The organism is Sporichthyaceae bacterium (assembly GCA_036269075.1).
Lineage (GTDB): Bacteria > Actinomycetota > Actinomycetes > Sporichthyales > Sporichthyaceae > DASQPJ01.
The window spans coordinates 1-19,590 of record DATASX010000006.1; the positions used below are offsets into that span (position 1 = coordinate 1).

Annotated in this window: 18 protein-coding genes and 1 pseudogene; 8 read left to right on the forward strand and 11 right to left on the reverse strand. The window is 71.3% G+C overall.

Going from position 1 to position 19,590, the window contains the following annotated elements:
* Window positions 1-46 precede the first annotated feature (46 nt).
* The 4 genes from VHU88_01090 to VHU88_01105 all read right to left on the reverse strand — a co-directional run bounded on the left by VHU88_01090 (window position 47) and on the right by VHU88_01105 (window position 4,786).
* Entirely contained in the window at window positions 47-1,015 is a 969-nt protein-coding gene (locus VHU88_01090; protein ID HEX3610259.1) for a DUF5666 domain-containing protein, read from the reverse strand.
* A gap of 240 nt (window positions 1,016-1,255) precedes the next feature.
* Window positions 1,256-2,620: an efflux RND transporter periplasmic adaptor subunit gene (locus tag VHU88_01095; GenBank protein ID HEX3610260.1), complete on the reverse strand. Its 1,365-nt coding sequence runs from the start codon at window positions 2,618-2,620 to the stop codon at window positions 1,256-1,258.
* 133 nt (window positions 2,621-2,753) lie between these two features.
* Window positions 2,754-3,218: a hypothetical protein gene (locus tag VHU88_01100; protein ID HEX3610261.1), complete on the reverse strand. Its 465-nt coding sequence runs from the start codon at window positions 3,216-3,218 to the stop codon at window positions 2,754-2,756.
* Window positions 3,219-3,310: 92 nt separating this feature from the next.
* Window positions 3,311-4,786: a DEAD/DEAH box helicase gene (locus VHU88_01105; protein ID HEX3610262.1), complete on the reverse strand. Its 1,476-nt coding sequence runs from the start codon at window positions 4,784-4,786 to the stop codon at window positions 3,311-3,313.
* Between the two features lie 303 nt (window positions 4,787-5,089).
* On the opposite strand from VHU88_01105, the gene VHU88_01110 reads away from it, so the two are divergent.
* Window positions 5,090-5,578 (forward strand): tautomerase family protein, encoded by a 489-nt coding sequence (locus VHU88_01110; GenBank protein HEX3610263.1) that lies wholly within the window; start codon window positions 5,090-5,092, stop codon window positions 5,576-5,578.
* Between the two features lie 65 nt (window positions 5,579-5,643).
* Here VHU88_01110 and VHU88_01115 read toward each other — a convergent pair whose 3' ends face one another.
* The 4 genes from VHU88_01115 to VHU88_01130 form a co-directional block, all read right to left on the reverse strand.
* Window positions 5,644-6,858 carry an osmoprotectant NAGGN system M42 family peptidase gene (locus VHU88_01115; GenBank protein ID HEX3610264.1) on the reverse strand — a complete coding sequence of 405 codons (1,215 nt, stop codon included), beginning with the start codon at window positions 6,856-6,858 and terminating at the stop codon, window positions 5,644-5,646.
* 8 nt (window positions 6,859-6,866) lie between these two features.
* Window positions 6,867-8,693 carry an N-acetylglutaminylglutamine synthetase gene (gene ngg, locus VHU88_01120; GenBank protein ID HEX3610265.1) on the reverse strand — a complete coding sequence of 609 codons (1,827 nt, stop codon included), beginning with the start codon at window positions 8,691-8,693 and terminating at the stop codon, window positions 6,867-6,869.
* A 48-nt stretch (window positions 8,694-8,741) separates the two neighbouring features.
* Entirely contained in the window at window positions 8,742-10,520 is a 1,779-nt protein-coding gene (locus VHU88_01125) for an N-acetylglutaminylglutamine amidotransferase (GenBank protein HEX3610266.1), read from the reverse strand.
* Window positions 10,521-10,605: 85 nt separating this feature from the next.
* Window positions 10,606-12,681: a DEAD/DEAH box helicase gene (locus VHU88_01130; protein ID HEX3610267.1), complete on the reverse strand. Its 2,076-nt coding sequence runs from the start codon at window positions 12,679-12,681 to the stop codon at window positions 10,606-10,608.
* Between the two features lie 122 nt (window positions 12,682-12,803).
* Here VHU88_01130 and VHU88_01135 point away from each other — a divergent pair, with 122 nt between their 5' ends.
* Entirely contained in the window at window positions 12,804-13,034 is a 231-nt protein-coding gene (locus tag VHU88_01135; protein HEX3610268.1) for a hypothetical protein, read from the forward strand.
* Window positions 13,024-13,377 (forward strand): type II toxin-antitoxin system PemK/MazF family toxin, encoded by a 354-nt coding sequence (locus VHU88_01140; protein ID HEX3610269.1) that lies wholly within the window; start codon window positions 13,024-13,026, stop codon window positions 13,375-13,377. Before VHU88_01135 ends, VHU88_01140 begins: the two co-directional genes overlap by 11 nt.
* Before the next feature lie 215 nt (window positions 13,378-13,592).
* On the opposite strand, the gene VHU88_01145 is transcribed toward VHU88_01140, so the two are convergent.
* Window positions 13,593-14,063: a CAP domain-containing protein gene (locus VHU88_01145; GenBank protein ID HEX3610270.1), complete on the reverse strand. Its 471-nt coding sequence runs from the start codon at window positions 14,061-14,063 to the stop codon at window positions 13,593-13,595.
* Between the two features lie 86 nt (window positions 14,064-14,149).
* Window positions 14,150-14,965 carry an aminoglycoside phosphotransferase family protein gene (locus VHU88_01150; protein HEX3610271.1) on the reverse strand — a complete coding sequence of 272 codons (816 nt, stop codon included), beginning with the start codon at window positions 14,963-14,965 and terminating at the stop codon, window positions 14,150-14,152.
* A 72-nt stretch (window positions 14,966-15,037) separates the two neighbouring features.
* On the opposite strand from VHU88_01150, the gene VHU88_01155 reads away from it, so the two are divergent.
* The 5 genes and pseudogenes from VHU88_01155 to VHU88_01175 all read left to right on the forward strand — a co-directional run bounded on the left by VHU88_01155 (window position 15,038) and on the right by VHU88_01175 (window position 19,129).
* Window positions 15,038-15,361: a GNAT family N-acetyltransferase gene (locus VHU88_01155; GenBank protein HEX3610272.1), complete on the forward strand. Its 324-nt coding sequence runs from the start codon at window positions 15,038-15,040 to the stop codon at window positions 15,359-15,361.
* Between the two features lie 22 nt (window positions 15,362-15,383).
* On the forward strand, window positions 15,384-16,568 hold the full coding sequence (locus VHU88_01160; protein HEX3610273.1) for an alanine--glyoxylate aminotransferase family protein: 1,185 nt from the start codon (window positions 15,384-15,386) through the stop codon (window positions 16,566-16,568).
* A 26-nt stretch (window positions 16,569-16,594) separates the two neighbouring features.
* Window positions 16,595-17,635, forward strand: a complete 1,041-nt coding sequence (locus tag VHU88_01165; GenBank protein HEX3610274.1) for an MBL fold metallo-hydrolase — start codon at window positions 16,595-16,597, stop codon at window positions 17,633-17,635.
* Window positions 17,636-17,664: 29 nt separating this feature from the next.
* A complete protein-coding gene (locus VHU88_01170) occupies window positions 17,665-18,117 on the forward strand; it encodes an NAD(P)H-dependent oxidoreductase (protein HEX3610275.1) in 453 nt (150 codons plus the stop codon).
* Between the two features lie 52 nt (window positions 18,118-18,169).
* Window positions 18,170-19,129, forward strand: a pseudogene (locus tag VHU88_01175) (TIGR03560 family F420-dependent LLM class oxidoreductase).
* 253 nt (window positions 19,130-19,382) lie between these two features.
* Here VHU88_01175 and VHU88_01180 read toward each other — a convergent pair.
* Window positions 19,383-19,556, reverse strand: coding sequence for a hypothetical protein (locus VHU88_01180; protein HEX3610276.1), 174 nt, complete (start codon window positions 19,554-19,556; stop codon window positions 19,383-19,385).
* Between the last annotated feature and the right edge of the window lie 34 nt (window positions 19,557-19,590).

The window sequence follows — 19,590 nt, forward strand, 5'->3', positions numbered from 1 at the left end:
TGCACCCACCACGGGTCGGCCTGCCGGTCCTCGACGCCGAGGGTGATCAGTTGGACGTGGCGGCCGCGTTTTGGTCCGCGGCAGCACCCGGGACGCCGCCGCCGAAGCCGGTTGAGCAGGTGCCGTCGGTGGCCGGGCGGATGGTGATCGAGTTGGCGGTCAGGGCACCGGTGGTGGAGTCGGTGGTGCCCTGCGCGCTGACGCACTTCCCGACGGTCAGTGCGCTGTCGGCGGCCTTCTCGGACTTGGTGTAGGTGGTCGCGGACGTCAGCGTCACCGTGCGGGTGCTGGTCGCGCTCGCCGCGGTGGCGCCGGTGGCGGCGGCCGGGCGGGTCATGGTGACGGTCATGGTTTCGCCGGAGATCGAGGCGATGGTGCCGCTGGCCCCGCCGAAGCCGCCCCGCCCCCCGCGGGCCCCGGTCGCGCCGGTCGCGCCGGACGCCCCGGCGGGCGGGGTGAAGGAGCCGGTAGCGCCAGTCGCACCGGCCGGTCGGCCGCCGAAGCCACCGCCCGTCCCGCCGAAGGTGGAGCAGCTGCCGTTGACCGGGTCGCTGATCGAGACCGACGCGGCGGTGATCGGGGTCGAGGTGTCGGCTGCGCCGGTGGATCCGGTGGATCCGGTGGATTCGGTGGATCCGGTGGCGCCGGTGGCGGCGGCCGGGGTGACCGAGACGCACTTGCCGACGGCCAGTGCGGACTCCGCGGCGCTGACCACCTGGGTGAGCGCGGTCGAGGTGGTGTAGGTGACCGCGGTCTGCGAGTTCGAGCCCTGCACCTGCAGGGTCTTGCCGCTGACCGCGGCGATCTGGCCGTTGACCCCGGGGAACCCGCGACCCGTGCCGCCGCCTGCGCCGGTGCCGGTCGAGGCGCCCGCGGAGTTGTTTGTGGTCGCGCTGTTGTCGGCGGCCGACGCGGTGTTGCCGGAACCGCACGCGGCCAGCAACCCGATGACCAGGCCGGCCGACGCGGTGGCGCCGAGAGTCCGGCGGATGGCGGGGCGAGTGAGACTGGGCATTTCTGATGCTCCCTCAGGTCTGTGGTGGTGTGGGCTCGGGACGAGTGCCTGCGGCCCCTCTGCGAACGACAATGAGGTGCGCAGCTTCACCGATGTTTTGAGCTGCCAGAACCGATGCTTTGACATTCGGTGAGTCGAATTCCCTTGTCGGGAAGGGGTTTTCGGGCACACGAAGGCCCGGGACGGTACGGCAGAGGGGGGCCTGCCACACCGTCCCGGGCTCGTCGCCCCTGGAGAGGGTCAGGGGCCGGTGGGTGCACCGCTGAACGAGCCACCGCCGAAGGTCCCGCCGCCGAACCCGGTCGCGCCGGTGGCCCCGCCGGTCCCGGTGCGGGTGGTGGACCGGGAGACGCTGCCGGCCAGGCCGGTGATCGTGTACTGCACCTGGTCGCCGGCGGACAGCCCGGAGGTCACGACCGTCGAAGTGCCGTAGCTGGCGCCGAGGGTGACCGCGACGGCCTGCGGGGAGCCGTTGACGAGCTTGGTGACCACGGTCTGCCCGCCGCTGTTCTGGGAGACCGCGGCGGTCGGCACGGTCAGCACGTTGCTCAATTGCTGGGTGATGATGGAGACCGAGGCGGTGTCGCCGGGGTGCAGGCCGGTCGGCGAGCCGGTCACGTCGATGGTGACCGGGAACTCCACTGCTCCACCGGTGGAGGAGGACGCGGCGGTCGCGCCGATCGTGGCGACTGTGCCGTAGACCGGGGTGCTCGAACCGGACGTGGTGATCGTGACCTCCTGGCCGACCTTGATCGAGTCCGCGTCGGCGCCGGACACGCTGGTGCTGACCACCCAGTTCTTGGTGCCGATCACCTCGATCGCCGTCCCGGAGGAGGCCGAGTCGCCGATCGCCACGTTCACCGCGGCGACCTCCCCGGCGATCGGGGAGGTGAGCGTGGCCCCGGACAGCGCGGTCTTCGCGGTGGCCAGTCTCTGCTGGGCGCTGGACACCTGCGACTGCGCCCCGGTGACCTGCGCGTTGTCGCTGGTGATCGCGGACTGCTCGGTCGCCTCCTGGGTGGCCAGGTCGGTGGCGGAGGTCGTGGTCGAGGCGGTGGTCGCCTGCAGCGCCTTCAACGTGGCCTGGTCGGCGGCCAGGTTGTCCTGCGCCGAGGACAGCTGCGCGGCGGCCTGGGTGTAGGAGGCCTGCGCGGAGTTGACCGCCAGCTGCAAGGAGGTCGGGTCGATCGAGGCGAGTGCCTGACCCTTCGTCACTTTCTCACCCAGGGTGACTTTCACCGCGTTCACCGTGCCGGAGCTCGGGAAGCTCAGGTCCTCCACGTCGGCCGCGGCGACGGTGCCGGAGGTCTGCACGCTCTGCGATACGTCGCCGGTGGCGATCGTCGCGGTGACCGTCCGCGAGGCCGGGGCGGGGGTGCCACTGCCGCGGGTCAGCGCCCATGCGGTGCCGGTGCCGGCCAGCAGCACCACGGCCAGCCCGGCGGCGACCCACTTGCGTCGCCGGGGCCGCTTCGGCATGACGATCTCGGTCGACGGCGGGGGCGGCGGCGCGCTGCGGCGCAGGGGGCTGCGGCGCCGTTGCTTGGGCAGGACCGGCGCCGTAGCTGTGCCGGTCGATTCCGTCGTGTCGATGATCGTGCTCATCTGTGCGCCCCCTCGGCGTACGCGGGCGGCCGCACGGTCCCCGCGAGCACCAAGATCGGGCCCGCGGCTTGGGGGTTGTTTCGAGATTCCCTGGGAGTTCCTTTGACTCGGAAGCTCTGCCCGGATGCCGGGATCAGGCGCGCGGTTTGACGATCAGGTAGATGTCCGGGTTGCTGCTCGGACCGGTGCAGTTCCAGTCCTTGCCGGTGTGGATGGTGACCGCGTAGGTGCCTGATTTGAACAGGCCGGTGACGTTGACCGGGTCCAGTGTGGCGTCGCCCTGGCAGTTGTTGTTCGAGAAGTCCTGGGCCATGAACCCGCCGGCGCCGCCGTGCCCGGTGGCCTGGATGCTCAGGATGTCGTCGACCGACAGCGGCGCGCCGGAGCAGGCGGAGGCCAGGGTGACCGAGGCCGGGTTGTCGACCTGGACCTGCGAGGTCCGGCTGGTGCCGGATCCGTCGGCCTGGTGGGAGGCCGGGAGCACGAGATGGCAGCCGGCGGTGCCCGGCTCGGCGGCCGCGGAGCTCGGGGCGGCCGCGGCCGCGGTGAGCCCCGCGGCCACGCCGAGCAGCGCGAGAACAGTGGTGGAAGTGCGCATCGGTCCCCCGCCGGGTGTGGGTGGACGGAAACCTACCTCCGCAACCCAGCCGGGCGGACCGGAATCCGCACTTTCGGTCGGTTCCTACCGCCTCAGTTGCCGCGCGGCCGACTGGGTCGTGCGGGATTGCCTGACGGCGCGTCGGTCCGCCGGAACGGCGTCCGATGGCCGCTGCGAGTGGCGTGCGATTGGGACTTCGGTCGGGGCCGGTGCCCGGCCGCCACCGGTTGCGGCGGCACGACGGTGATGGGCGTGCCGGACTCGGCCATGGCCCGCACCGCCGGGTGGCCGCTGACGACCTCGGTCTGCTCGGCAACCACGGCGGCGTCGGCGTGGATGCGGGCGACCTTGCGGCGCTCGTGGTGCTGGACCAGGGAGAGCACGGTGCCGTCGGCGCCGGCCCGGGCGGTGCGCCCGGAGCGGTGCAGGTAGTCCTTGTGGTCGTGCGGCGGGTCGAAGTGCACGACCAGGTCGACGTCGGGGATGTGCAGGCCGCGGGCGGCCACGTCGGTGGCCACCATCACCCGGGTGTGGCCGGAGGCGAACGCGTCGAGCACCCGCAATCGCTGGCTCTGGTTGAGGTTGCCGTGGATCGCGGCGGCGTCGGCGCCGTGCTTGCGCAGTTCCCCGGCCAGTTGGTCGGCGCCGTGCTTGGTGCGGACGAAGAACAGGGTGCGGGCCGGGCGTTGGGCGATCTCGGCGGCGATCGCGGTCTTGTCGGCGGCCGCGAGGGTGAACACGCGGTGCTCCATGGCCGAGGCACTCGCGCCTTGGGTGCCGACGACGGCGTGCACGTCCGGGTCGAGGAGGTACCGGGCCGCGAGGCCCTGCACCCGGCGGTCGAGGGTGGCCGAGAACAACATGCACTGGCGGCCGGTCGGGGTCGCGTCGAGGATCCGGGTGACGTCGGGCAGGAAGCCCATGTCGGCCATGTGGTCGGCCTCATCGACGACGGCGACGGTGATCGCGTCGAGGAACACCACCGAGCGCTCCATCAGGTCGATCAGTCGGCCGGGGGTGGCGATCACGACGTCGACGCCCTGCCGGCACCGTTCGATCTGCTTGCTGATCTTCGCGCCGCCGTAGACCGCGGCCACGCGCAGGCCCAGGCCGGTCGCGACGGGCTCGAGGGCCGCGGCGATCTGCCGGGCCAGTTCCCGGGTCGGGGCCAGCACCAGGCCCCGGGGCAGGCCCGGGCCGGGCCGGCGGCCGGCCGCGGCGATCGAGGCGAGCATCGGCAGCCCGAAGGCCAGGGTCTTGCCCGATCCGGTGGCCGCGCGGGCCAGCACGTCGCGCCCGGCCAGCGCCGAGGGCATGGCCCGGGCCTGGATCGCGAACGGCTCATGCACGCCGCGGGCGGCGAGGATGCTGACGGCCCGGTCGGGCAGGCCGAGTTGGGCGAACGAACGGGCCGGCGGCTCGGGCAGGGCCGCGGCGGCGTCGAGGGCGATCTCGAGGTCGCTGCGGACCGGCGCCGGGCGCTCGGTCGGGCGTGCGGTGGCGCGGGCCGCCGGTCGGCCGGGCCTGCGTCGGTCGCGGGCAGGCCGCGGGGTACTCACTGCTGGCACTGGTTGCAGCTCCTGTTGCACCGGGCCGCTTACGTGCGAGAGCCGACCCGATGACGGAGCAACTGACCACTTGCGACCTCGCGGACCGCTCGTCCGCGGGAGGGGCGGCGTACGCCACCGAGGCCAATAGTACCTGGCGTCGGCCGAAGGGTGCCGCACAAGCGACTCGCGCGGCGACTATTGACGTTTATGCATGTTCGCATACAGTATTGGCACCCGCGAGCACGTCCCAGGCCCCAGTGCCACGGTTCTCGCGCAAACCCCCGTAATCCCTAGTTCTGGCAGTGTTCGAAGGAGAACTCGATGCCGCTGTGGAAGATCTACCACCCCGCTGACGCCTACTCCGAGCAGGACAAGAAGGAGTTCGCGGAGACGATCACGAGCATGTACGCGCAGATCCCGATCCCGAAGTTCTACGTGGTCGCCGTGTTCGAGGGGATCCCGGCGGGCAACATGTACGTCGGCGGCGAGCGGCACGACAACTTCGTCCGCCTGAAGGTCGACCAGATCGCGCGCACCCTGCCCGGGCCGGTCCTGCGCGAGTGGTGGGTGAACACCTTGGCCGCGCTGGTCGCGCCGTGGGTTGCCGATCGCGGGTTCGACTGGGAGTTGTCGATCGACGAGACGCCCTTCGACCTGTGGTCGCTGCAGGGTGAGATCCCGCCGCCGTTCGAGTCGATCGCGGAGAAACGTTGGGTGGCCGAGAACAAGGTCACCCCGTACGGCGGGGCGGAGAAGTTGCCCGCCGGGCAGTTCCTGCTGGCGCCCGGCCTGCAGGACAGTCGTAGCTGACGCGCCCCTCAGATTCCCGGTCGTGTCGCGTGGGCGCCTTCCCGCGCGCACGGCCGGGCCGAGGCTCAGGTGTCGGGTTCGGCCGGGTCGGGCTCGGCGCTCACGGTCGGCTGCTGGGCTGCCGGTTGGTCGTCGCCGGGGAAGTCGGCCAGGTCTCCGCGGCGGTGGGCGTCCCACTCGGCGAAGGTGAGCTCGCTCTGCAGGTAGACGGTGGTGAGCTCGGCGATGTTGCGGATCGCGTTCATCGTGGTGCGCTCGTGGCCGTGGGTGGCGTCGGTGCCGAACCCGATCAGCGCGGCGCGCATCTCGGCGCCGGCCTCGAGCGCTGCGGCGACATCCGAGCGGTAGTTCTGGAACACGTCGCGCCGGTGCTCGATCCCGTGTTCGGCGCACAACGCGAGCAGCCGCCGGGTCAGGTGGAAGTCGAACGGCCCGGTCATGTCCTGCATCGCGACGGTGACGCCGGTCTCCGTGCCCTCCTGGACCGGGGCGACCACGGCGGAGTCGATCGAGACCATCTCGGCCACGTCGGCGTGCAGGCCGTGGCTGGCTCCGTGGCCGACCTCCTCGGCGATCGTGACCAGCAGATGGGAGGTCACCGGCAGTTCCAGCCCGGTCTCCTGGACGGCCTTGAACGCGGCAATCGCGGCGGCCAGGCCGGCCTTGTCGTCCAGGTGGCGGGACTTCACGTAGCCGGAACGGGTGATCTCCGGCAGCGCGTGGTGGGCGACGAAGTCGCCGACCTGGATGCCCAGGCCGGCGAGGTCGGCGGCGTCGTGGACGGGTTCGTCGACGCGGATCTCGACGTGGTCCCAGCCCACGCCCTGGGTGTCGACCTCGTCGCCGTACGCGTGCCCGCTGGACTTCAACGGCAGCACCGTCCCGGACCAGGTCACGGCGGGGTCGTCGGTGAAGATCGTGACCCGCGCGCCTTCGGAGAACCGTGCGCTGTGCGTGCCGATCGGCACCGCCTGCAGCCGACCGTTGGGCTTCAGGCGCTTGACCGTGATCCCGATCGTGTCCGAGTGCACCACGATCGCCCGGGCCGGTGCCCGCCGCCGACCGCGCAACGTGGCCAGCAACGCGCCCCGGCGGGTCAGCTCGAACGGGATGCCGAGGTCGTTCAGGGTCTCGCCGAGGAACTGCATGATCTGGTCGGTTCGGCCGGTCGGGCTGGGTGTGACCAGCAGACGCAGGAGCAGTTCCCGCATCCAGTCCTCGTCGATCGGCAGGATCTTCGGGCTCGGGCCCTCGTCCTGGCCACCCGCGGCCGTGGTCATGTTCTCCCTCATACCTGGTGGTCGGCGTCGAGTCCGGCCTGGGTCGGGTCCCAGACCGCGGGCAGTGGACGGGTCGCCGGGAACAGCAGGTCGACGAATCGCTCGGCGGTGGGCTGCGGTTCGTGGTTGGCCAGGCCGGGGCGTTCGTTGGCCTCGATGAAGTGGTACTCGGGCTCGTCGACCGCGGGCACCATCAGGTCCAGGCCCACCACCGGGATGTCGAGCACGATGCTGGCCAGTTTCGCCGCGGCCGCCAGGTCCGGGTGCAGGTGTGTGGTGACGTCGTGGATGGTGCCGCCGGTGTGCAGGTTCGCGGTGCGACGCACGATCAGTTCGAGGTCGACCGGCAGCACGTCCTCGAGGGTGTAGCCGGCGGCGGCGAGGATCTCGCGGGTGGTGTCGTCGACGGGAATGCGCGACTCACCGCCGGTCGCCGCGGCACGACGCCGGCTCTGGGTCTCGATCAACGCCCGGATGGTGTGCTCGCCCGTGCCGATCACGGTGGCGGGCTTGCGGACGGCGGCGGCGATGACCTCGTGGTCGATGACCACGATGCGCAGGTCCTCGCCCCGCACACACTCCTCGAGCAGCACCTCGCTGCAGTACGCGCGGGCGGTGCTGACCGCGCGGGTCAACCCCTCGGTGTCGGTGACGCCGACGGTGATGCCCTGGCCCTGCTCGCCCCGGGCGGGTTTGACGACCACGCAGCCGACCTCGGCCAGGAACTCGGCGTCGCCGGTGCCGCCGTCGGCGCTGTGGCCTTGTGGGACGGTCAGCCCGGCGCGGGCCAGCAGGCGCCGGGTCACCCGTTTGTCGTCGCAGCGGCTCATCGCCACCGCGGTGGTCAGTTCGGACAGCGACTCGCGGGTGATGATCTTGCGTCCGCCGTGGGTCAGGCGGATCTCGCCCCACTCCGGGTCGAGCACCTCGACGTGGATGCCGCGCCGGACGGCCTCGTCGGCCACGATGCGGGCGTAGGGGTTCAGCTGCGCGTAGTCCTCCGCGGGGTTGGAGGCGAAGAGCCGTTCGTTGATTGGGTTCTTGCGTTTGACGCAGAAAACCGGCTCGCGCACGAAGCCCAACTTCTCGTAGAGCCGGATCGCCGGTTCGTTGTCGTGGATGACGGACAGGTCGAGGTAGGCCGCGTCGCGCTCGACCATCTGATGGGCCAGGGTGAGCACGAGTTGCTCGCCGACGCCGGGTCGTCCGCACTGGGTGTCGACGGCCAGGCACCACAGGCTGGAGCCGTGCTCGGGGTCGTTGAACGCCGCGCCGTGGTGGATCCCGGTGACGGTGCCGACCACCCGTCCGGTGTCGCGTTCCTCGGCGACCAGGTAGGTGAACACCTCGCCCTGCGCATTCTCCAGCAGTTTGCGCGGTGGCGCGGTCAGCATCCCGCAGCCGGCGTAGACGCGGTTGATCGCGTCGGCGTCCCAACGGTCGCGCAGCGGGCGCACCCGGATGGCGCCGTCGGCCGGTTCCGCGATCGGCTGCTCCTGCAGCCACAGTCGGTAGGTGACCGAGGGGTCGATGAACAACTCGAAGGGCGCCATGCTGACGAGCACCTGAGGCTCCGTCACATACATGCAGATGTCGCGTCGGCCGCGGGCCTCCTCGGCCAGGACCGCCAGCAGGTCCTTGGGCTCGGCGAAGGTCTGCCCGAGCACGAGGCGGCCCCAGCCGCACTCCAGGGCGACGTTCTGCCCGGTCTCGGGTACCCGCCAGGACTGCGGACGCCACCATTCCCGGTCGCGGTCGGTGCCGTCGGACAACGGATGGTGCGCTGCTCTGCCGTGCTTTGCGACTTCCGGCGAACTCGTCGGGGTGGATCCCATGACCGTGCCTTCCTTACCACGTTCTTCGACCATTTGACTGATTGGTCGTCAGATTCCGTGTGACTGCAGCCAGAGCTCGAGCAGACCGAGCTGCCACAATGGGTTTCCACGCAGCGGCGTCAATTCGCCGTTGGGGTTGGCGAGCAATCGGGCGACCTCCTCATCCGTGAACAGTGCGCGGTCCTTGGCGGCCGGTGAGTGCAGTGCCTCGGTGATCAGCTCGAGGTAGGGCCCGGCCAGGTGCTTCAGCGCGGGGACCGGGAAGTAGCCCTTGGGCCGGTCGATGACCGCGTCCGGGATGACCCGGCGGCCGGCCTCCTTCAGCACGCCCTTGCCGTCCTGGGCCAGCTTGTGCTCGGGCGGACACTGCGCGGCCAGTTCGACCAGTTCGTGGTCGAGGAACGGGACCCGGGCCTCCAGGCCCCAGGCCATGGTCATGTTGTCGACACGCTTGACCGGGTCGTCGACCAGCATGATCTGCGAGTCCAGCCGTAGCGCGGCGTCGACCGCGGTCGCCGCGCCCGGGGCCGCGAAGTGCGCGGCGACGAACTCGCGGCTGTGGTCGCAGTCCAGCTGGTACTGGGGGTTCAGCGCGGCGTTGCGGGCGGCCAGGGTGCGGTCGAAGAAGGCGGCCGCGTAGGTGCCGACCGGGTCGTCGCCGGCCTCGCGCATGGGCGGGTACCAGTGGTAGCCGGCGAAGATCTCGTCGGCGCCCTGCCCGGACTGGACGACCTTCACGTGCTTGGCGACCTCCTGCGAGAGCAGGTAGAACGCCACCGCGTCGTGGCTGACCATCGGCTCGCTCATCGCCGCGATCGCACGCGGCAGGGCGGGCAGCATCCGTTGCGTGGGGACGCGGATCTGGTGGTGGTCGGTCTCGAACTCGCGGGCGATCACGTCGGAGTACTTGAACTCGTCGCCCTCCTCGCCCCCGGCGGCCTCGAAGCCGATGCTGAACGTGGCCAGGCCTCTCTGCCCCTCCTCGGCGAGCAGGCCGACGACCAGGCTGGAGTCCAGCCCACCGGACAGCAGGACGCCGACCGGCACGTCGGCCACCAGGCGCCGTCGCACCGAGATGCGCAGTGACTCCAGCACCGCCTCCTCCCAGTCGCGGGCCGAGAAGTCCGCGTGCGCGGCGGATCGGGTGAAATCCGGCTGCCAGTAGACGCGCTCGGTGCGGCGGCCGTCGGCGCCGATGGTCGCCATCGTGGCCGGCGGCAGTTTGCGGACGCCGGCCAGGATCGTGCGCGGGGGCGGGACGATCGAGTGGAACGTCAGGTAGTGGTGCAGTGCGATCGGGTCGATGTCGGTGTCGATCCCGCCGCCGGCCAGCAGCGCGGGCAGGGTCGAGGCGAACCGCAGGGCGCCGGGGCGTTCGGTCAGGTACAGCGGTTTGATGCCCAGGCGGTCGCGCACCAGCACGGTGCGTCCGGTGTCCCGTTCGTGGACGCAGATCGCGAACATGCCGATCAGGTGGTCGACGAAGTCCTCGCCCCACTGCCGGTAGGCCTTGGCGATGACCTCGGTGTCGGAGGTGGAGAAGAACCGGTGGCCCAGTCCGATCAGTTGCTCACGCAGTTGCGGGTAGTTGTAGATGCAGCCGTTGAACACCACCGCGAGACCCAGGGCCGAGTCGACCATCGGCTGCGCGCCGGCCTCGGACAGGTCGATGATCTGCAGCCGCCGGTGGCCCAGCGCGATCGGGCCGTGGGCCCAGACCCCGGATCCGTCCGGTCCGCGGTCGTCCATCGTGGCGGCCATCCGGTCGACAGCCGCGACGTCGGGCCGCCCGCCGTCGAGGCGTAGTTCACCTGCGAATCCACACATGGGCGGATGCCTACCCCCTGGATCACCGGTCCATCCGGCCACCGCCGGACCTGATCAAAGTTGCCGGTACCACGCCCCCGGCAACTCACGGCTTCCGGTGCCCGACCAGGGGAAACACCTCCTCGGCCCCGGCGTCGCGCAGCAGCGCGGCGGCGACGGTGAGGGTCCAACCGGTCCGCATGACGTCGTCGACCAGAAGCACCGGGCCCCTGGGCAGAGGGTCGGTGCCGGCGACCCGCAGGCCGGAGAGCAACGCCTCGACGCGGGTGGCCGAAGCTGTCTCCTCCGGCGGCGTCGGGCCGTCGACGGCAAGCACGTCGAGCAACGGGAGCCGCCCGACCGCAGCCACGTGCGCGGCCATTCCGGCCACCCGGCGCGGCCGGGAGCGGCTGGGGACCGGGACCACCGCGACCGGGCGCGTCGTCCAGTCCTTCGCCCAGGATTTCAGCACCGCGACCAGCCCGTCGCACAAGTCCGGCGAGGGCTCGTCGTCGGGCCCGGCGAGTTCCGCGATCACGCTCGTCCAGGCCGGGTCGTCGGCGAACGCCAAGGCCCGCCCCGGCGCCACGCCGCCGATCTTCCCCCTCCGGCCCGACCCGGTCGGCCACAGCTTGCGCGGCTCGAGGGTGTGTGAGCGCCCACGCAGGTGGCCGGCCGCGGCGGCCAGCCGTTCCGCGTTCGGGGCGGCGCCGGGCCCGGGCAACTCCCCGGTGCACACCGAGCACCGCCCGCAGCGCCCGGCCGCCGGGTCGTCGAGGGCCTCGGTGAGCACCTCCATCAGGCACCGGGTGCCGGAGGCATAGGTCCGCATCAGGCCGGCCTCGGCACGCCTGGCGGCCACGATCCGGTCGTACTTCGCCTTGTCGTAGACCCATTCCGCGCCGGTGGCCCGCCAACCCGAACCGTCGCGGTCGACCGCGCCGTCGACGTGCAACGTCTTCAGCAGCGCCTCCAACCGCCCGCGGCGCAGGCCGGTCTCGGCCTCGACCGCGGGCACGCTGCGGGCCGCGCCGTCGCCCAGCAACTCCAGGACCCGGCGGGCGGCGACCGGGTCGGGGATGGTCGCGGTCGCGAAGTACTCCCAGATCCGCGGGTCGGACTCGGCCGCGGGCAGCAGCACCCCGACCGCGCCACGCTCGGCCAACTCCGGCGGCAACGCCCGCCCGGCCCGGCCCACCTGCTGGTAGTAGGCGACCGGGGAGTCCGGCGAGCCGACGTGGACGCAGAAACCCAGGTCGGGCTTGTCGTATCCCATCCCCAGCGCCGAGGTCGCGACCACGGCCTTGAGCTCGTTGGCCCGCAGCGCCGCCTCGATCCGGGCTCTCTCCTCCGGCTCGGTCTGCCCGGTGTAGGCGGCGACGCGGTGACCCTGCCCGCGCAGGAACTCGGCCAACGAGGTGACCGCGTCGACGGTCAACCCGTAGACGATTCCCGAGCCCGGCAAGGAATCCAGCGCCTGCGCGACCCACGCGAACCGGCCGATGCCGTCCAGGCCGCCCACCACCGACAGCCGCAGGCTGGCCCGGGCCAACGGGCCGCGCAGCACCACCGTGTCGGGTCCGAGTTGGCGGGCCACGTCCTGCGTGACCCGGGCATTCGCAGTCGCGGTGGTGGCCAGCACGGGCGCGTCGTCGGCCAGCTTCGTGAGCAGCCGGGTGAGTCGTTGGTAGTCCGGCCGGAAGTCGAATCCCCAGTCGGAGATGCAATGCGCCTCGTCGACGACCAGCAGGCCCGCGCCGGCCAGCAAAGGCAGCGCCACGTCGGCGAAGCGCGGATTGGCCAGCCGCTCCGGAGAGACCAGCAGTACGTCGAGGGAATCGGCCCGCAACGCCTCGAAGGTCTCCTGCCAGTCGGTGACGTTCGCGGAGTTCACCGTCGCGGCCCGCAGCCCGGCCCGCCCGGCCGCCGCGACCTGGTCGCGCATCAACGCCAGCAGCGGTGAGATCACCAGGGTCGGGCCCCGACCGGCGGCGCGCAGGCCCGCCGCGGCCGCCCAGTAGACCGCCGACTTGCCCCACCCGGTGGCCTGCACGAGCAACACCCGACGCCCCTCGAGCAAGGCGTCGACCGCCGCCACCTGATCATCCCGCGGGCTCGCCCCCGGCCCCGCCAGCTGTGCCAGCACTCCGGCCAACGCCCGGTGCCCAGCAGAATCCGCCATTTGTGCCCTCCCCGTCCTCGGGCGCAACTCTGCCGGCGGGGTCCGACAGTTGGCCCCAGCCGGGCGCCTTGGCCCGCGGTGCGCGCTCTGGCGCGCCGGTATAACCGAGTTATACTGACGCAGTGAAGACAGCAATCTCGTTGAGCGACGAGCTGTTCGTGCGCGTCGATCACCACGCCCAGCATTTGGGCATCTCCCGCAGCGAGTTCTTCGCCAAGGCGGCCGCGCGCTATGCCGACGAACTGGACGGGTCCGGGCTGACCGACGCGATCAACCGGGCTCTGGGCGAGGCCGACGAGGACACGGAATTCGTCACTGCCGCGGCGCGGGCCCTGGGCGCGGATGACGCCTGAGCGCGGCGACATCTGGTGGGCAGACCTGGGTGGACCGCGTGGCTCGGCTCCCGCGAAACGGCGTCCGGTGGTGATCGTCTCGGCCGACGCCTACAACCGAAGCGCCCTGGCGACGGTTGTCGCCGTGGTCGTGACGACGAATCTGCGCCTGGTCGGCATTCCCGGCAATGTCCTGTTGCCTGCCGCCGAAACCGGGCTCCCGCAGGACTCGGCCGCGAATGTCAGCCAGATCGCGACTCTGGATCGAGCTCACCTCGACGGCCGGACAGGCACCCTCCCGGCCCGACTGTTGGACGACCTCGACCGTGGGCTCGCCCGCGTACTCGGCCTGCGCCTGGCCTGAGCCGTGCGAACTGCAGCAGCTCAGGTCGCGCCGGTTTCCAGGCTGTGCCATCGACTGCAAGCAGGACGACGCGCTCGATCTGCTCTGCGTGACAGATGTCGAGCAGATGTGGGTCGCAGGTTGCCAGGGCTGGGCCGCCGGCGCCCGCGCAACCTCCCGGCGGACGTGCCGATCGTGGCGTCGACACCCGTACCGTCGAGCAGGCCCATGTGGGCTCAGTAGCTGAAGTCCTCCACCCAGTAGCCGCCGTTGGCGGCCTGGCCGACGCCGATGGACTTGAACTGGCAGTCCAGGATGTTCGCCCGGTGGCCGGGGGAGTTCATCCAGGCCGTCATCACCGTGGTGGCGCTGAAGAATCCCGCGGCGATGTTCTCCCCGCCAGGGTACTTCACGCCGAAGCTCTTGATCCGGTTGTACCAGGTGGTCCCGTCGTAGGAACTGTGGCTGAAGTAGTCCATGGTGGACATCTCCGCCGCGTGGGCGACGGCGGAGTGGTCGAGATTCGCCTTCTGCGACAGGGCGGAGCAACCGGCCAGTGTGCGTTGGGCGTTGACCAACGCGATCACCGTGCGCTGCAGGGCGCTCTGCCCGGAGGCCGCTTGTGCGGTGGTCGGGCTGAGCAGGGTGACACCGGTGGCGGCGGTCAGTGCCCAGGCCGCGGTGCGTACGCCGCGAATTGCTGTCATCTTGGTAGGCCCCGGGGAACGGCCCTGGCCAGTGCCGGGCGACTGATCTGAGGTATCGGCGATCAGGTCTTGGACTTGAGGTTTCCTCAGTCCTGCACAGCTTTGGCCAATGTCACGCAGACCGTCAGGCGGTCGCGATCGGCCGGATTGGCTTGCCTTGTGGCAAATCGGGTCGCGCGGTGGACGGCGCGCACGATCACCCAGGCCCGGGCACGGTCCTCGTCCAGCCCGGCGACCTCGACGAGGGTGGCGAACCGCCCGCGGATCCCGGCGCGGACTCCTCCGGCCAGTTCGTCCCAGCGGTGCCAGAGCATCGGGGCCAACTCGTAGTGCCGGTCGCCGTTGCGCGGCCGCGGTGAGATCGCCAGCCACGGCTCACGGTCACCGGCGAGCACATTCCCGTAATGCAGGTTGGTGTGCAGCAGGGTCCCGGTGCTGGCCGGGTCACTCGCGAGATCGGCGGCCAAGGCAGTGGCCTGCTCGATCAGCCGACGTGGCACGGTCGCGGCCGACTCCTCGCCGGCCACCGCCGCGCACCAGGTCGCCAATTCGGAGTTGACCGTGGGCAGTTGCGGCGGCGCCCCCACGTGCAACCGGCCGTAGAGCTGCGCAACCACCTCGGCGGCCGCGAGGTCCCAGTGCTCGGCCAGGTCGGTGCCGGCCCGCTCCACCAGCAGGGCGTGGCGGTGCGGGTCGGCGCGGAGCAGTTCCACCGCCCCATGCCCGGCCCAGTGCCGCAGGGCCAGGTGCGCGTTTTGGTCGGCGTCGCCGACGAGCACCGCCGCGCGGCCCTCGGCGGTCCGTACGGCCAGGGCCCGATCGGTCGCGGGCAACGGATCGTTGTCGTCCCGGGACAGCTCCCAGTCCTGGAGCAGTTCGGCGAAGCCGGTGGGCGCGGTCACCGGATCGAGGGTAGGCAGCCGGTGGCGGATACGCTCGCGAGCACCCGACCCGCCGGAGGAGCACAAGCGAACATGAACACAGTGACCGTTCGCGACAACCCCGAGCTCAACCGCTACGAGATCCTCGAGGACGACCGCCCGGTCGGATTCTCCGATTACAAGCTCGACGGGGACGTGATCTCGTTCGTGCACACGGAGATCGATGCGGCCTTCGGCGGACGTGGCCTGGGTAGGCAACTGGTGGACTTCGAGCTGAACGACGCGCGTGCCCGCGGGTTGACGGTGCACCCGCTCTGCCCGTACGTGCGCAAGGTGATTGCCGACAACCCCGAGGCCTACCTCTCACTCGTGCCCGAGTCGCAGCGGTCGCGCTTCGACCTGCCGAGTGCTGACTGACCGTCAGAAAGGACGCCGGCCAGTGAATTCCCCGGACTCCGTCGCCTCCGTGCCGTCCCGGCTGCTGCTGGGCTCCGGTCCGAGCCCGGTGCCGGAGTCGGTCCTGGCCGCTTTGGCCCACCCGACCATCGGGCACATGGACCCGGCCTTCGCCGCGGTGATGACCGAGACGATCGAGCTGCTGCGGACGGCTTTCCGCACGACCAACCCGGCGACGTTGCCGATCTCCGGCACCGGCAGCGCCGGTATGGAGGCGATGGTCGCGAACTTCGTCGACCCGGGCGACCGGGTCGTGTGCGGCGTGCACGGCCTGTTCGGCATGCGGATGGCGGACGAGCTGACCCGGGCCGGTGCCGATGTCGTCCGGGTCGAGGCGCAATGGGGCCGGGCGATCGACCCGCAGGCCCTGATCGAGGCGGCGCGCGGTGGTCTGGACGCGATGTTCGTGGTGCACGGAGAGACCTCGACCGGGGTCGCGCAGCCGTTGGACGGCTTGGCGCAGGCCTGCCGGGAGCACGACGCGCTGCTGCTCATCGACTGCGTCACCTCACTGGGTGGCCAGCGGTTGGAGGTCGACGCGGCCGGTGTCGACGTGGCGTTCTCGGGCACGCAGAAGTGCCTGAACGCACCCCCCGGGCTGGCGCCGCTGACCGCGAACGACCGGGCGTTGGCGAAGCTGAAGCGGCGCACGGCGCCGGGGCGCTCGTGGTACTTCGACCTGTCGCTGGTGCTGAACTACTGGTACCCGGACCTGGGCGGGGGCTCGGCCCGCGCCTACCACCACACCGCGCCGGTCAACCTGATCTTCGCGCTGCGGGAGGCCGTCGGGCTGGTCGTCGGCGACGGTTGGCCGGCCGCGACCTGGGAGCGCCACCGGCGGGCCCACCACGCACTGCGCGACGCGTTGGCACTGCTCGGCTGCACCCGGCTGGCCCCGGACGGTGAGCAGTTGCACCCGCTGCTCGGGGTCGCTCCGCCGGTCGACGTCGACGAGGCGAAGATTCGGACGGCGCTGCTGGTCGACCACGGGATCGAGATCTCCGGTGGGCTGGGTCCGCTGGCCGGGAAGTTGTGGCGCATCGGCGTGATGGGTGTCGGGGGGCAGCCGGAGCCGCAGGAACGCCTGGTGCGGGCGTTGGCCGAACTGCTCGGCGCGGATCCGACCGAGCCGTTGGCGGCGTTGGCGGAGGGCTGGCTCGCACCCTGACCCCTACCGCGCGGTAACGTGCGCGGATGCCCGCCGAGAACCCCGACTGGACCGCGAGCGGGGCCTTCGAGGTGTCGCCGGGGGTGCACCGCATCCCGTTGCCGATGCCGACCGACGGCCTGCGCGCGGTCAACGTCTACGCGCTGACCGACCCGACGAAGCCGGAGTCCGGCTGCGTGCTGATCGACTCCGGCTGGGCGTTGGCGCAGTCGCGGGCCGCGCTGGAGGCCGCGCTGGCCTCGATCGGGCACGACCTCGGGACCATCAACCGATTCCTGGTCACCCACGCCCATCGCGACCACTACACGCTGGGCATCGAGGTGCGCCGGACGTTGGGCGCCAAGGTGGCGATCGGGCTCGGCGAGAAGGCGAACATCATCGCCGCGATCAACAGCAAGGGCTCCAGCGAGGCCGGACGCATGCTGCCCGGCTGGGGCGCGATCGAGCTGCTGGACGAGTGGACACGGACCGTGTCCTCCGAGGCCGCGGTGGCGGAGCGCTCGCCCTTCGAGCTGCCGGACGAGTGGATCGAGCCGGACGCCGTCCTGCAGGTCGGTGCGCGCAGCCTCACCGCGATCCCGACTCCCGGCCACACCCGCGGGCACCTGGTGTTCCTGGACGCGCAGGCCGGGGTGCTGTTCAGCGGCGATCACGTGCTGCCGCACATAACCCCGTCGATCGGGTTCGAGGCCTCGCGCCCGGAGAACCCCTTGGGTGACTTCCTCACCTCGCTGCGCCTGCTGCTGGCCTACCCCGACGTGCGCATGTTGCCCGCGCACGGTGGCCCGACGCACTCGGTGCACGTCCGCGTCCACGAGCTGATCGCCCATCACGAGGCCCGGCTGGACGCCACCGAGGAAGCGGTCGTGGCCGGCGCCGGGACCGCGTTCGAGGCCGCCCGTCGACTGGGCTGGACCCGGCACAACCGCTCGTTCGACAGCCTCGACGTGTTCAACCGGGTCCTGGCCACCGGTGAGACCTCGGCCCATCTGATCGTGCTCGCCGAACGCGGCCGCGTGCGGTCCTCCGTCGACGGCGCGGGCGTCGCGATCTACGAACCCAAGTAGACTGACGGCGCGTCAGATCGGAGGCGGGTATGGCAAAACTGCTGATTGTGCATCACACCCCGTCGCCGGCCACGGCTGAACTGCTGGACGCGGTGCGCCGCGGCGCGACCGATCCGGACATCGCCGGCGTCGAGGTGATCCGGCGGGCGGCACTGGCCGCGAGCGCGAGCGACGTGCTGGGCGCCGACGGTTTCCTGCTCGGCACGCCGGCGAACATCGGCTACATGTCCGGGGCGCTGAAGCACTTCTTCGACCAGATCTACTACCCGGTGCTCGATGACACCCGCGGGCGCCCGTACGGGCTGTGGGTGCACGGCAATCTCGACGCCGGCGGGGCGATCCGCGCGGTCGAGTCGATCGCCGACGCGCTGGGCTGGGTCAAGGCGGCCCAACCGGTGGTGGTCGCCGGCGCGCCGACCAAGGACGACCTCGCGGCGTGCCTGGAACTCGGCGGCACCCTGGCCGCCGGCCTGATGGCCTGACCCGGTGGGCCTGGGGCCGGGGTGCCCGAGTGCGGTGTGATGATCTGTGGGCATGAGCCTTCAGTTCGGTGTGTTCGTGCCGCAGGGTTGGAAGAACGAGCTCAAAGGCATCGCCGACCCGGTCGCGAAGTGGGCGAAGGCCGTCGAGATAGCCGAGCTGGCCGAGCAGTTGGGCTTCGACTCCCTCTGGGTCTACGACCACTTCCACAACGTGCCGAAGCCGGCCGAGGAGGCCGTGTTCGAGTGCTGGACGACGCTGGCGGCCATCTCCCAGCGCACGTCGCGGATCATGCTCGGCCAGATGGTCGGGTGCGCCCCGTACCGTAACCCGGCGCTGCTGGCCAAGATCACCGCGAACCTCGACGTGATCTCCGGCGGCCGGCTCATCTGGGGCATCGGCGCGGGCTGGTACCGCAACGAGTTCTCCGGCTACGGCTACGAATTCGCGTCCAACGCCGACCGCATCCGGGTCATGCGGGAGACCGTCTAGATCGTGACCGGGTTGTGGCGCGAGTCGTCGTTCTCCTACTCCGGCCGCCACTTCACCCTCGACCGGGCGCAGTGCGACCCGAAGCCGATCCAGTCCCCGCGTCCGCAGGTGCTCATCGGCGGGGGCGGGGAGAAGCTCACGCTGCGGGTGGTGGCGCGTCTCGGCGACGCCGCGAACTTCGGCGGCAAGCCGCACGAGTTCGCCGCGAAGTGCGAGATCCTCAAGGAGCACTGCGCCGCTGTCGGCCGCGACTACGACGAGATCGCCAAGACGTGGTCGCCGGAGGTTTTCATCCGCGAGACCGAGGCTGAACTCACTGCCGGCGGCAGCCGCAGCGTCTGGGGCGAGGAGTTCGACTCCTGGCGTTCCGGCAACCTCGTCGGCACCCCCGAGCAGGTCGCCGAGAAAGTCGCGACCTACGCCGAACTGGGCTGCACCGGCTTCTACCCGTGGTGCTCGGACTACCCGGACACGACCACCATGCGCCTGCTTGCCGAGCGGGTCATGCCGCAGTTCCGCTGACCCTGCCCGGCCTCCCCACTGGCCTCGCAACCCGACAACTGGCCTCACAACTGGTGGGCAGGGTTGCAACTGCGGAGGCGAGATCCGGCCGGAGATCGCACCAGGGGTTGCAACTCTGCCCAGGTGTGGTGTGAGCCGGGCGTGGTGTGAGAGCCGGGTGTGGGGCGGGCCGGGTGTGGGGCGGGCCGGGTCGGGTGAGAGCCGGGTGAGGCGCGGGCCGGGTGTGGTGTGGGCCGGGCGCGGGCCGGGTGGGTCAGCCGCGGGGTCGGCGGTCGGGCCAGCCGCGCCAGCTGAACAGGTAGCCGGCGAGCACGATGGCAAGGCCGACGTCCTTGTCGCCGAGCAGGTACCCGACGCCGAGCCCGGTCGCGCCCACGGTGCTCCAGCGGGCGACGCGTGCCGCGACAGGTCCACGCAAGTTGCTCAAGAAGTGCTCCGCCCAGACTCGGCCCCCGCCTACA